We start from the raw sequence: 12,220 nt of genomic DNA, 5'->3' as shown, positions 1-12,220 counted from the left end.
TGCGGTTGGCGTTATTTGTGATAGATGTTTCCTCCAGCTTTTATACACTGCTGCATTCGGCATTTATGTGTCGTATCGACGGCCATCGTCGGCATGACCTGTACTGGGGGAAGATTGATATCGGGCCGTCACTTTGTCACCCGCGGGTTGAGCTGTAGCACGTGGTTATAAAGAAAACTTTTCTATCTATCAATGAAGTATGAGCAAGCTATGGATTGGGCAGGCTTCAGATGATCGGTTGCGCGATGAGAATTAATAGTTGCATACTGTGTATGCATACAGATTGTCGTAAGCGTCAGAGGAAGGTAGATGGAATTTATGAGGACTAACATGAAATTTATCGCAATAGGGCAACATCGAAGTGAATATCCAGATCCTATAACGTTCAAAAGTGGAACTCAGCTTATTATAGGGGATAGGTATGAGGGCGATGAAGGTTGGGATAATTGGTATTTCTGTACAATACCTAATCATGCCGGTGGATGGGTTCCAGAACAACTCATAGAACGAAGCAACAAACCCGGTCATGGTATAGCTAAAGATGACTATACGGCCAAAGAACTTGATGTTAATGAGGGCGATGAATTGCTGGCGATAAAATTCTTGAATGGCTGGGTATGGTGCCAGCGACTCTCAGATCAAGATATTGGTTGGGTACCGAAAAGCATTCTTCAGGACATCAAATCAGGCCGCTAGCTTGCATCAGAGTTTTAGTGGCGCCGTCGCAGCCCCAAAGCCGTAATCAATACGGATGAGTCTACGCCCAAACCCGGCAACACCGAGTAAGGGCTTTGGCGCGCGCTGGGCCTTTTGAACGATCTCCCCGCTAATGTGGTCCCAGCTAGCGTCCAAATGGCCTCCAGCGGCTCCCACGTTGATAATGAAGGCATTACTAACATCACGGTGTGTTAATCAATGGGGTGTAAGTCAAACTGACAAGAAGCCTGCGAAGCAGGTTTTTTTATGGCCGCAAAACGTGAGCCGCCACTTTGTCGCCACTCAGTAAAATGACGTTCCCTAAGTGACGGTTTTTAAGGGGCGTAAATTTCAGGCAACAAAAAACCCGCTAATCTTGAACCTAAAAAGGCGGGACTAACGGGCTCCACAAAATGGGGACATCAAAGAAAAGCAGTGGCACTAATTCAGACTATGTCCCGATCGAAAAGTTCTACCTGTTGCCAGAAAAATTAAAAAATATTTCGCCGAGGCACCCCTTCTCAGACCGCCTTGCTACCCCATTATACCTGGCCAGATCACCACGATGAGCGAGCCTGCCAAGGTTAACAACACGTTAGCGATGGCGTAGGTGCCTGCATATCCCAACGCAGGAATATTACTACGTGCAGTGTCACTAATGATTTCCATCGCCGGGGCGCAGGTACGTGCTCCCATAATGGCACCAAACAGCAGGGCACGGTTCATGCGCAGAATGTAGGCACCGAACAGGAAGCAGATCACTACCGGTACCAGGCTGACGATCAAGCCTGCGATCAGCATCTGGCCACCTACTGCGCCAAGGGTATTGCCGATACCGGCTCCTGCGCTCAGGCCCACACCGGCCATAAACACCATCAGGCCGAACTCTTTCACCATGTTCAACGCGCCCTGAGGGATATAACCAAAGGTCGGGTGGTTGGCACGCAGGAAGCCCAGCATGATGCCGGACATCAATAGCCCTGCGGCGTTGCCGATGCCAAAGGAGAAGCTGCTGGTGAACTGAATGGTGATTTGGCCAATCAGCAGGCCGATGATAAAGAAGGCGCAGAACGCCAGCAGATCGGTGACCTGGCTATGAATGGAAATAAAGCCGATCTTCTCTGCCACGCTTTTTACCCGGCGGGCATCGCCGCTAACCTGCAGCACATCGCCTTTGTTCAACACGATACTGTCATCGATCGGCATTTCAATCTGGCTGCGGATCACGCGGTTGAGGAAGCAGCCATGATCGGTCAGCTTCAACTGGCTCAGGCGTTTGCCTACCGCATTGCTGTTTTTGACCACGATCTCTTCTGTCACTATGCGCATATCCAGCAGATCCCGATCGAACACTTCCTTACCGTTACGGAAGCTTGGGTCCAGGCGTGCGTGGGCATCAGGGTAGCCGACCAGTGAGATTTCATCCCCGACCTGTAACACCGCATCTCCGTCTGGGTTGGCCAGAATGCCGTTGCGGCGAATTCGTTCGATGTAACAACCGGTTTGGCGGTAAATACCGAGCTCGCGCAGGTTCTTGCCGTCTGCCCAGGCAACCAGTTCCTGGCCAACGCGATAGGCGCGGATCACCGGCAAATAGACCTTGCGCTGGCTATCGGTATCCAGGCCGCGCTCCCGGGCGATTTGTTGGGCAGAGGTAGAGAGGTCCTGATGCTGCAGTTTCGGCAGATAACGAGCGCCGAAAATCAGGCTGACCAGGCCAATCAGGTAGGTCAGGGCGTAGCCCAGGCTCAGATGGTCTTGGGCAGCAAGCAGTGCCGGGCCGCTGGTGATGGTATTACGCAGCGTGTCGCCTGCACCCACTAACACCGGTGTGGAGGTCATCGAACCGGCGAGCATGCCAGCGGTAAGGCCGATATCCCAGCGGAACAGCTTACCCAGACCGATGGCGATCACCATGGCTGAACCGACCATCACCAGCGCCAGCATGAAGTAGTTTTTGCCGTCGCGGAAAAAAATCGAGAAGAAATTGGGGCCAGCTTCAACGCCGACGCAAAAAATAAACAGCATGAAGCCGAGGCTTAACGCTTCGGTGTTAATGGCAAAGTGTTGCTGGCCAAGCAACAGCGAGACCACTAAAACGCCAATGGAATTACCGAGTTGAACGGAGCCAAGACGAACCTTTCCGAGGCAGAGCCCCAGGGCGAGTACCACAAACAGTAACAGGATGTAGTTACCGTTTAACAAACTTGCGACGTTTATGTTCACGGGGGATAACTTATTGTTTACCAGTAAGTTCTTGATAAAGAACACTATAAGAGTTAGATTCAGCCATAGAGTATATGGATAAAGCTTAGATAACAACCAACCATCGGAAGGCGATCCGAACCATCGAATGGCGGCGCTTATTCTAGTCGCTATCACGTATGACAGCCAGCATAAAGCTGTGTCGGTATACGTATTTAACCCTTTTTGACCAAGGAAAAAGTTCAGCCAGCGCTGTCGATTTCGGCTGTGTGTCGCAAGGTCTGTGCGATAGGCTGTGTTTTACGATGTAGTCAGCGGTCACATCGCGATATCCGTCGTTTTTCGGGTATGGAGGGAAGAGGTGGATGGTAAGTTATCGATACTGGGTGGGCATTTTTAGCTGTTTTCTGCTGTTTAGCCTGGTTTTTCTGGGCCAGAAGAGCGGTGCCGTCGGCGTGACAGAATCCGAGCATCATGGTGAAACCGGCCTGCTGTTGTTTATTATTCCCGGTTTTATCGCCAGCTATTTGTCGAGCAAGCAGCGTATCCTGTGTCCCTTGCTTGGCGCACTGTGTGCAGTACCGCTGTGTTTGCTCATTCGCCATTTTTGGTTAACGCCCGGCCATTCGTTTTGGCAGGAATTGGCTTATGCGGTCAGCGCCGTATTCTGGTGTGTGTTGGGGGGGATGTTGTATTTATTAATGCGCATGGTGTTGCATGCGTTGCAACAGTTCTATCGGCGGCAAAAACACTAATCGTAAGAAAGGCCACCTGAGTTCGGTGGCCTTTTTTGTTCGAGCTTGAAGCTTACTGGAACAGGTTCAGGTTTTCTTTGGCGTAGGCTTCAAAATCAGTGCAGCCGCCAATGTGGGTCTGATCGATAAAGATCTGTGGCACGGTTTCTACCGGTTTGCCCACGGTTTTTTCCAAATCGGCCTTGCTGATGCCTTCTGCGTGGATATCAACATAACGGAAGTTGAAATCGTCACGCTCTTCAGTCAATTTCTCTGCCAGCTCTTTAGCACGGACACAGTAAGGACAGCCCGGACGCCCGAAGATTACAGCAAACATGTAACACTCCTAGTCTGTTATTAATAATTAACCGTTATTGTAACGACATTCCTTCCGTCATAAAAAGACTTCAGTTGCGCAATCACTCACGTCATGGCGCTTACTATGCCCGTTGGCTGGGCTAAAAAAAAGCAGGATCTGCCTCTTGGTCTGATTTATAGAACCGATTAATCAACTAGAGCTGTTGCAGCGATGGCGAATTTACTACACTGGACACAGCGAGTCTGGAGAAAAAAATATGCGTTCATTCGGTGACTTACCGCGTTCTGTGCTGGTGCTTGAAGGATTGGGCATGGTGCTGTTGATACTCTCTTATCTGAGTATTCATGACTACGTCCGTTTGCCGGGAATGCTGGCTTCGCAACCGGCGGCGGTTGGCATGATCTTTCTCGGCGTTTTCATGATGGTTCCTGCCGCCGCATTTTTGGTCTGGCGCGTAGTGCAAGGGCTCAGCCCGCTACTGCGCGGTGGCCAGCCGCCGCAGAACGATCGGCGTACCCCGCCGAAAGATAAACAAGACCAGGGACCGCAAGACTAAACGCGGCTATGGGGAATGCCTGCCAATGCAGGTGATCAACGCCTTTAGGGGTGACGAGTGAAAATTGCCATTCTTTCACGCGATGGTTCGCTGTACTCATGTAAAAGACTGCGTGAGGCTGCAGAGCAGCGTGGGCACCGTATCGATGTTATCGATCCGCAGTCTTGCTATATGAATATCAACCCAGCGGCACCGAGCATTCATTATCGTGGCCGCCGGTTGGAACATTACGATGCCGTGATCCCGCGTATTGGTTCCGCTATTACCTTTTATGGCACCGCCGTGCTGCGTCAGTTTGAACTGCTGGGCAGCTATCCACTCAATGAGTCAGTAGCCATTACCCGGGCGCGTGACAAGCTGCGTTCACTGCAACTGCTGGCGCGCCAGGGGATTGATCTGCCCATTACCGGCTTTGCGCATTCGCCGGATGATACCGGTGATTTGATTGAACTGGTGGGCGGCGCACCGCTGGTGGTGAAGCTGGTTGAAGGGACACAGGGGATCGGCGTGGTATTGGCCGAAACTCGCCAGGCGGCGGAGAGCGTGATCGACGCCTTCCGTGGTCTGAACGCCCATATCCTGGTGCAGGAGTATATCCGTGAAGCCAAGGGCTGTGACATTCGCTGCCTGGTCGTTGGCGGCAGGGTAGTTGCCGCGATTGAACGCCAGGCAAAGCCCGGGGAGTTTCGTTCGAACCTGCACCGGGGTGGCACGGCCCGTAAAGTGCATATCACCGGCAAGGAGCGCGCTACGGCGATCAAGGCCGTGGAGACGCTGGGGCTGGATGTTGCCGGGGTTGATATCCTACGTGCCGATCGTGGCCCACTGGTGATGGAAGTGAATGCATCGCCGGGGTTGGAAGGCGTTGAAACCACCACCGGGTTGGATATTGCAGGCATGATGATCGAGTACATTGAGCAACGAGCCCGGCCTGGCTTTCGTCTGAAATCTGGCGGGTGATAAATGGCGCTTTCCGCTGTTGCGCCAAGCGTATACGGGGGATCGCAGGTGCGGGTATGCCGTGCGATGTTGCCGTATTAGTGAATTAAGCGGCTTTGATCGTGGCATCTCGATTGAATATTCCGTAAGCTATGCGCCTTTTCATGTCATTGAACCCTGTGAGGCTGGTAATTTATGGATTCACTCATCGTCCCCGATTTAGCGTTATTACGACGTTGGTTGGATCAGTTGGGGATCTCGTTTTTTGAATGTGACTCTTGCCAGGCGTTACACCTGCCGCACATGCAAAACTTTGACGGCGTATTCGATGCCAAGCTCGATCTGGTGGACAATGTGATCCTGTTTTCCGCGCTGGCCGAAGTGAAGCCAACCGCACTGATCCCGCTGGTGGCCGATCTCAGTCAAATCAATGCCAGCTCGCTGACCATCAAGGCCTTTGTTGATATTCAAGACGATAACTTGCCAAAGCTGATCGTTTGCCAGTCTTTGGGCATCGCTGTTGGCGTGGCCTATGAGCAGTTTGCCCACTTTATGCAACAGGGCGAAGAACAGATCTCGATGGTGATCCTGGAAGCCAGGGCGAACGATCTGCTGTTTATGGGTGATGAAGAAGAGAACCCGGCTACCGTAGCCAGCCAACCTATGCTGCATTAATCTTCGCTGTACATTATGTGTGCCGCAGATCTGGCGGCACGCAGCCCGGACTTTCCCCCACAAACAAATATTCTGCGTTTCTCCCCTTATTGCCAGATATTTATCGTCTTTTAGGGCGTTATTGCCGCATCACATACAGACCCCGTGCATAATTAATCGATAAACGGCGTTTTTTACCCTGGAGGCTGGCACCGTCTGGCAACTCCGGTTATGCTGCTGATCTTGCTAAAAGCTCACGCTCCTGTTTGTGACCTCATGGGCTGGCAGGTGAGAAAATTGCATGCAATCAACTGCATAGCTATTCACTCGCGATCGCAACGATTGCGCTCGGCTAATCAAAGGCGTTGTATCCTTTCAGGATACAAATTTACCCCTTGTTTTGGAGGAAGTTACGGATGGTCACCCAACGTAAAAAGTGGTTATCGGGTGTGGTTGGCGGCTTGCTGATGACGGCTTGCCTTACCGCGTCGGCCGCAGACAATACGCTGCACATCTACAATTGGTCCGACTACATTGCGCCGGATACCCTGGCCAAATTCCAGAAAGAAACCGGCATCAAAGTGGTGTATGACGTCTTTGATTCCAACGAGGTTCTGGAAGGCAAACTGATGGCGGGCAGCACCGGTTATGACTTGGTGGTTCCTTCCTCCAACTTCCTTGAGCGCCAGTCCAAAGCCGGTATTTTTGAAGCTCTGGACAAGAGCAAGATACCTAATTACAAAAACCTTGATCCCGAGATGCTGCAACTGGTTGCGCATAACGACAAGGAGAATAAGTACGGTATCCCTTACATGATGGTGACCACCGGCATTGGCTATAACGTCGATAAGGTCAAAGCGGTGCTGGGTAAAGATGCCCCGGTCGATAGCTGGGATCTGATCCTCAAGCCGGAAAACCTGGAGAAGCTGAAAAGCTGTGGTGTCTCCTTCCTGGATGCACCAAGCGAAGTGTATGCCACCGTTTTGCACTATCTGGGCAAAGATCCTAACAGCACCAGTGCGGAAGATTACACCGGTGCGGCCAACGATCTGCTGATGAAGCTGCGGCCGAATATCCGCTACTTCCACTCTTCCCAGTACATTAACGATCTGGCTAACGGGGATATTTGCGTGGCCATTGGCTGGTCTGGCGACATCATGCAGGCCGCCAACCGTGCCAAAGAAGCCAAAAATGGCGTCAACGTGGCTTACTCCATTCCAAAAGAAGGGGCGCTGACCTACTTTGACATGTTTGCGATGCCAGCCGATGCCAAAAACAAAGATGCGGCCTACCAGTTCCTGAACTTCTTGCTCAAGCCAGAAGTGATCGCGGATATCAGCAACCACGTGTTTTATGCCAACGCGGTAAAAGATGCCACGCCGCTGGTGAATGCCGAGGTGCGTGATAACCCGAACGTTTATCCACCGGTAGATATTCGCGCCAAACTGTACACGCTGAACGTACAGTCGCCGAAACTTGACCGTGTCATTACCCGGGCTTGGACTAAAGTTAAAAGCGGGAAGTAAAGACCCGTCGTGTTTCAAGCTTGTCGCCTAGCTACAGCTCGAAATTCATAGGGTATTGATAAGTGTAGTGGCTCAGTATGCTGAGCCCGGTATTGATAAGCAGGTGGGTTTAACCCGCCTGCATTGCCATTTTGGGCCATGGCAATTGCTGTGGTTGGTCGTACTGCTTTAGCCGGAGAGCACCCCGATTGAACGATGTTATCCCTCGTCCGCTAGCCAAATCGCAGAAGGTTTTCACCCCTCTGCTGGAAATCCGTAACCTCACCAAAACCTTTGACGGCCAGAACGCGGTAGAAGACGTTAGCCTGACGATCTACAAGGGCGAAATCTTTGCGTTGTTGGGGCCTTCTGGCTGTGGAAAATCGACGTTGCTGCGCATGTTGGCCGGTTTTGAACAGCCGACGGAAGGGCAAATTGTCCTCGACGGTCAGGACATGTCCCACGTGCCACCATACCAGCGCCCGGTCAATATGATGTTCCAGTCCTATGCGCTTTTCCCCCATATGACGGTGGAGCAGAACATCGCGTTTGGCCTCAAGCAGGACAAAATGCCGCGCGCGGAAATTAACGAGCGCGTCACCGAAATGCTTACGTTGGTGCATATGCAGGAATACGCCAAGCGTAAGCCGCACCAGCTTTCCGGCGGGCAACGCCAGCGTGTGGCACTGGCGCGTAGCTTGGCCAAACGGCCGAAGCTGTTGCTGCTGGATGAACCGATGGGCGCGCTGGATAAAAAACTGCGCGATCGCATGCAACTGGAAGTGGTCGATATCCTGGAGCGCGTGGGTGCGACCTGCGTCATGGTCACCCACGATCAGGAAGAAGCGATGACCATGGCTGGCCGTATCGCCATCATGAACCGCGGCAAGTTTGTGCAAATCGGTGAGCCGGAAGAGATCTATGAGCACCCGAACAGCCGTTTCAGCGCCGAGTTTATCGGTTCGGTCAACGTGTTTGATTGCGTGTTGCAGGAGCGGCGGGACGATGCATTGATCCTGCAAAGCCCGGGTTTACGCCATGCGCTTAAGGTCGATCCTGATTCATCGGTGGTGGACGGTGTGCCTATTCAGGTCGCGCTCCGCCCGGAAAAGATCATGCTGTGTGAGGAAGTGCCGGAAGACGGCTGCAACTTTGCGGTGGGAGAGGTGGTGAACATCGCCTATCTTGGCGATCTGTCGATCTACCACGTGAAGTTGCTCAGCGGGCAGATGATCAGTGCGCAGCTGCAGAATGGTCATCGCTTCCGCAAAGGCATGCCAACCTGGGGTGATGAAGTGCGCCTGTGTTGGGAAACCGACAGCTGTGTGGTTCTGACGGTGTAGTTGAGAAAGTGAGGAGTAACCACCATGACATTGCTTTCTGAACGTTCGCCGGAGCCTCCGGCAAGAGTACCCGGCCCGATTAAGGCGTTTATCCAACGTTTGCAGATGGCCCATGGTCGCAAGCTGGTGATTGCGCTGCCGCTGCTGTGGCTGCTGCTACTGTTTATGCTGCCGTTCCTGATCGTGTTCAAGATCAGTCTGTCTGAACTGGCCTTGGCGGTACCGCCTTATACCGATCTGATGAGTTGGGCAGATGGCAAACTCGATATTGCGTTGAACTTTGCCAACTACCTGCAACTGACCGATGACCCGCTATACATCGATGCCTATCTGCAATCCTTGCAGATCGCGGCGGTTTCAACGCTGTGCTGCCTGGTGATCGGCTATCCGCTGGCATGGGCGGTGGCGCACAGTAAACCGTCGACCCGCAACATACTGCTGCTGTTGGTGATCCTGCCTTCCTGGACGTCATTCCTGATCCGTGTGTATGCCTGGATGGGGATACTGAAGAACAACGGGGTGTTGAACAACTTCCTGATGTGGTTGGGGGTAATCGATCAGCCGCTGGTGATCCTGCATACCAATCTGGCGGTATATATCGGCATCGTTTATTCCTATCTGCCGTTTATGGTGTTGCCAATTTATACCGCGCTGACGCGCCTTGATTACTCGCTGGTTGAAGCCTCGCTGGATCTGGGGGCCAAGCCGTTGAAAACCTTCTTCAGCGTGATCATGCCGTTAACGCGTGGCGGTATCATTGCCGGCTCGATGCTGGTGTTTATCCCGGCGGTGGGGGAGTTTGTGATCCCTGAACTGCTCGGCGGGCCAGACAGCATCATGATTGGCCGCGTGCTATGGCAGGAGTTCTTCAATAACCGTGACTGGCCGGTCGCCTCGGCGGTTGCTACCGTGATGCTGCTGTTGCTGATTGTACCTATTCTCTGGTTCCACAAGCACCAGAACAAGGAAATGGGAGGGCAGGGATGAATAACTTGCCGGTAGTGCGCTCACCGTGGCGCATAGCGATTCTGGTGGTCGGTTTCACCTTCCTGTACGCACCGATGCTGATGCTGGTGATCTACTCGTTCAACAGTTCCAAGCTGGTTACCGTTTGGGCGGGTTGGTCTTTCCGCTGGTATATCGAACTGTTCCACGATTCGGCGATGATCAGCGCGGTTGGCCTTAGTTTGACCATTGCGGCGGCTTCCGCCACGGCGGCGGTGATCCTCGGCACCATTGCCGCGATGGTGATGGTGCGCTTTGGGCGTTTCCGGGGTTCGACCGGGTTTGCCTTTATGCTCACCGCACCGCTGGTTATGCCAGATGTGATCACCGGTTTGTCGCTGCTGCTGTTGTTTGTGGCTATGGGGCACACCTTTGGGTGGCCTTCTGAGCGCGGGATGTTCACCATCTGGCTGGCGCACGTCACTTTCTGTACTGCCTATGTGTCGGTCGTTATCAGTTCGCGTCTGCGAGAGTTGGATCGTTCGATCGAAGAGGCCGCGATGGATCTGGGCGCGACGCCGCTGAAAGTGTTTTCTGTGATCACCTTACCGATGATTGCCCCAGCGCTGATCTCGGGCTGGATGCTGGCGTTTACTCTCTCGTTGGACGATCTGGTCATTGCCAGCTTCGTGGCCGGGCCAGGGGCCACCACCTTGCCAATGCTGGTATTCTCCAGCGTGCGTATGGGGGTTAACCCGGAGATCAACGCCTTGGCGACGCTGATCCTGCTGGTGGTGGGGATCATCGGGTTTATCGCCTGGTGGTTTATGGCGCGGGCGGAAAAACAGCGCGCGCGTGAACTGCAAAGGGCCGCTCGTGGCTGATGCTGTTGACGATTAATCGAGCCTCAAACGCCGCCTGACCGGGCGGCGTTTTATCTTGTTCTGACCTCGTAAATAAGTTTTTGTCCGCGTTGGGTGATACAATCTGCGCCCTCATTGGTCATCCTGAGTTAACGGTTACTATTCATGCATTGCGCTTTGTACTCGGCGGGTACCTGCCGTTCCTGTCAGTGGCTGGAACAGCCTTATCCCCAGCAACTGGAAGAAAAACAACATCATCTGCAATCCTTGCTGGTGGATCGCGATGTCGCGCAATGGTTGGAACCGGTGACGGGTGAACAGAGTGCATTTCGCAACAAGGCGAAAATGGTGGTCAGCGGTAGCGTTGAGCGACCGTTGCTTGGCATGTTGCACCGTGATGGCACGCCGGTAGACCTGTGTGATTGCCCGTTGTATCCGGCCAGCTTTGCCCCGATTTTCGCGGTATTAAAAGACTTTATCCCTCGCGCCGGTTTAACGCCTTATAACGTGGCACGCAAACGTGGCGAACTGAAATATTTACTACTGACGGAAAGCACCTTCAGCGGCGGCCTGATGCTGCGCTTTGTACTGCGTTCTGACAGCAAACTGGCGCAACTGCGTGCGGCCTTGCCTTGGTTACAAGAACAGTTGCCGCAGTTGAAGGTGATCTCCGCCAATATTCAGCCAGTACACATGGCGATTATGGAAGGCGAGCATGAAATCCCGCTGACCGAACAGCAGGCGCTGGAAGAACGGTTCAACCAGGTGCCGTTATACATTCGCCCACAGAGCTTTTTTCAAACTAATCCGCAGGTGGCTAGCCAACTGTATGCCACCGCACGGGATTGGGTACGGGCGCTGGGTATCGCCAGCATGTGGGATCTGTTCTGTGGCGTTGGCGGTTTCGGGTTGCATTGTGCACAGCCGCAAACCAGGCTGACTGGCATTGAAATCAGCGCAGAGGCGATTGCCTGTGCCAAACAGTCGGCGCAAACTCTCGGCTTACAGCAGGTGGATTTTCAGGCGCTGGATTCGACCCGATTTGCCACCGCCGAGGGAGAGGTTCCTGAGTTGGTCTTGGTGAACCCGCCGCGCCGGGGGATTGGCAATGAGCTGTGTGATTATCTCAACCGCATGGCGCCGAGATATATTCTTTATTCCAGCTGTAATGCGTTAAGTATGGCGAAGGATTTGGCGATGCTGCCGGATTACCGCGTTGAACGTGTGCAGCTATTTGATATGTTCCCGCATACTGTGCATTACGAAGTGTTGACGCTGCTGGTCCGGAAATAACGGCCCCTCACCCTAACCCTCTCCCGTAGGGAGAGGGGATCGATCGAGTGTGTTTCAAATAGTAGTGACTTGCCTTGAATGAGGGGCGATCGAGTTTGCGGAGATGAGCTCTTTACTTGAAAAAGAGCAGGGGCTATAAGCTTCCTCTCCCACAGGGAGAGGGGATCG

The 12,220-nt window shown here is 53.1% G+C and carries 12 protein-coding genes; 10 read left to right on the top strand and 2 right to left on the bottom strand.

Going from position 1 to position 12,220, the window contains the following annotated elements; genetic code table 11:
* Positions 1–330 precede the first annotated feature (330 nt).
* Positions 331–696 (top strand): SH3 domain-containing protein, encoded by a 366-nt coding sequence (locus tag A6U95_RS17405; RefSeq protein WP_065685429.1) that lies wholly within the window; start codon positions 331–333, stop codon positions 694–696.
* 534 nt (positions 697–1,230) lie between these two features.
* On the opposite strand, the gene A6U95_RS17400 is transcribed toward A6U95_RS17405, so the two are convergent.
* Positions 1,231–2,922, bottom strand: a complete 1,692-nt coding sequence (locus A6U95_RS17400; protein WP_065685428.1) for an aspartate:alanine antiporter — start codon at positions 2,920–2,922, stop codon at positions 1,231–1,233.
* A 344-nt stretch (positions 2,923–3,266) separates the two neighbouring features.
* Here A6U95_RS17400 and A6U95_RS17395 point away from each other — a divergent pair, with 344 nt between their 5' ends.
* Positions 3,267–3,656, top strand: coding sequence for an inner membrane protein YbjM (locus A6U95_RS17395; protein ID WP_065685365.1), 390 nt, complete (start codon positions 3,267–3,269; stop codon positions 3,654–3,656).
* 52 nt (positions 3,657–3,708) lie between these two features.
* Here A6U95_RS17395 and A6U95_RS17390 read toward each other — a convergent pair whose 3' ends face one another.
* Positions 3,709–3,972 carry a GrxA family glutaredoxin gene (locus A6U95_RS17390; protein ID WP_065685364.1) on the bottom strand — a complete coding sequence of 88 codons (264 nt, stop codon included), beginning with the start codon at positions 3,970–3,972 and terminating at the stop codon, positions 3,709–3,711.
* Positions 3,973–4,210: 238 nt separating this feature from the next.
* Between A6U95_RS17390 and A6U95_RS17385 the strand changes: the two genes are divergently transcribed.
* From A6U95_RS17385 to rlmC, 8 genes are all read left to right on the top strand, one after another.
* A complete protein-coding gene (locus A6U95_RS17385) occupies positions 4,211–4,510 on the top strand; it encodes a YbjC family protein (protein WP_065685363.1) in 300 nt (99 codons plus the stop codon).
* 57 nt (positions 4,511–4,567) lie between these two features.
* A complete protein-coding gene (rimK, locus tag A6U95_RS17380; protein ID WP_065685362.1) occupies positions 4,568–5,470 on the top strand; it encodes a 30S ribosomal protein S6--L-glutamate ligase in 903 nt (300 codons plus the stop codon).
* A 174-nt stretch (positions 5,471–5,644) separates the two neighbouring features.
* Positions 5,645–6,124, top strand: coding sequence for a YbjN domain-containing protein (locus A6U95_RS17375; protein WP_065685361.1), 480 nt, complete (start codon positions 5,645–5,647; stop codon positions 6,122–6,124).
* 395 nt (positions 6,125–6,519) lie between these two features.
* Positions 6,520–7,629 carry a spermidine/putrescine ABC transporter substrate-binding protein PotF gene (gene potF / locus A6U95_RS17370; RefSeq protein WP_065685360.1) on the top strand — a complete coding sequence of 370 codons (1,110 nt, stop codon included), beginning with the start codon at positions 6,520–6,522 and terminating at the stop codon, positions 7,627–7,629.
* A gap of 188 nt (positions 7,630–7,817) precedes the next feature.
* On the top strand, positions 7,818–8,951 hold the full coding sequence (gene potG / locus A6U95_RS17365) for a putrescine ABC transporter ATP-binding subunit PotG (RefSeq protein ID WP_065685359.1): 1,134 nt from the start codon (positions 7,818–7,820) through the stop codon (positions 8,949–8,951).
* Between the two features lie 24 nt (positions 8,952–8,975).
* On the top strand, positions 8,976–9,938 hold the full coding sequence (potH, locus tag A6U95_RS17360) for a putrescine ABC transporter permease PotH (RefSeq protein WP_021804975.1): 963 nt from the start codon (positions 8,976–8,978) through the stop codon (positions 9,936–9,938).
* The gene (gene potI, locus A6U95_RS17355; protein ID WP_021804974.1) at positions 9,935–10,780 is read left to right on the top strand and encodes a putrescine ABC transporter permease PotI; all 846 of its coding nucleotides are present in this window, start codon (positions 9,935–9,937) and stop codon (positions 10,778–10,780) included. Before potH ends, potI begins: the two co-directional genes overlap by 4 nt.
* Before the next feature lie 144 nt (positions 10,781–10,924).
* The gene (gene rlmC, locus A6U95_RS17350) at positions 10,925–12,052 is read left to right on the top strand and encodes a 23S rRNA (uracil(747)-C(5))-methyltransferase RlmC (RefSeq protein ID WP_065685358.1); all 1,128 of its coding nucleotides are present in this window, start codon (positions 10,925–10,927) and stop codon (positions 12,050–12,052) included.
* Positions 12,053–12,220: the final 168 nt, after the last annotated feature.

The organism is Serratia sp. 14-2641 (assembly GCF_001692375.1).
Taxonomy (GTDB): Bacteria; Pseudomonadota; Gammaproteobacteria; order Enterobacterales; family Enterobacteriaceae; genus Chania; species Chania fonticola_C.
Note: the sequence above shows the minus strand (reverse complement) of the source record. Positions and strands in the feature narration are given on the sequence as shown.

Excerpts from the sequence above, each read along its gene's own strand:
- potI (WP_021804974.1), top strand. The coding sequence starts at position 9,935 with ATGAATAACTTGCCGGTAGTGCGCTCACCGTGGCGCATAGCGATTCTG.
- potH (WP_021804975.1), top strand. The coding sequence starts at position 8,976 with ATGACATTGCTTTCTGAACGTTCGCCGGAGCCTCCGGCAAGAGTACCC.
- A6U95_RS17385 (WP_065685363.1), top strand. The coding sequence starts at position 4,211 with ATGCGTTCATTCGGTGACTTACCGCGTTCTGTGCTGGTGCTTGAAGGA.
- A6U95_RS17405 (WP_065685429.1), top strand. The coding sequence starts at position 331 with ATGAAATTTATCGCAATAGGGCAACATCGAAGTGAATATCCAGATCCT.
- A6U95_RS17390 (WP_065685364.1), bottom strand. The coding sequence starts at position 3,972 with ATGTTTGCTGTAATCTTCGGGCGTCCGGGCTGTCCTTACTGTGTCCGT.
- A6U95_RS17375 (WP_065685361.1), top strand. The coding sequence starts at position 5,645 with ATGGATTCACTCATCGTCCCCGATTTAGCGTTATTACGACGTTGGTTG.
- A6U95_RS17395 (WP_065685365.1), top strand. The coding sequence starts at position 3,267 with ATGGTAAGTTATCGATACTGGGTGGGCATTTTTAGCTGTTTTCTGCTG.
- potF (WP_065685360.1), top strand. The coding sequence starts at position 6,520 with ATGGTCACCCAACGTAAAAAGTGGTTATCGGGTGTGGTTGGCGGCTTG.
- rlmC (WP_065685358.1), top strand. The coding sequence starts at position 10,925 with ATGCATTGCGCTTTGTACTCGGCGGGTACCTGCCGTTCCTGTCAGTGG.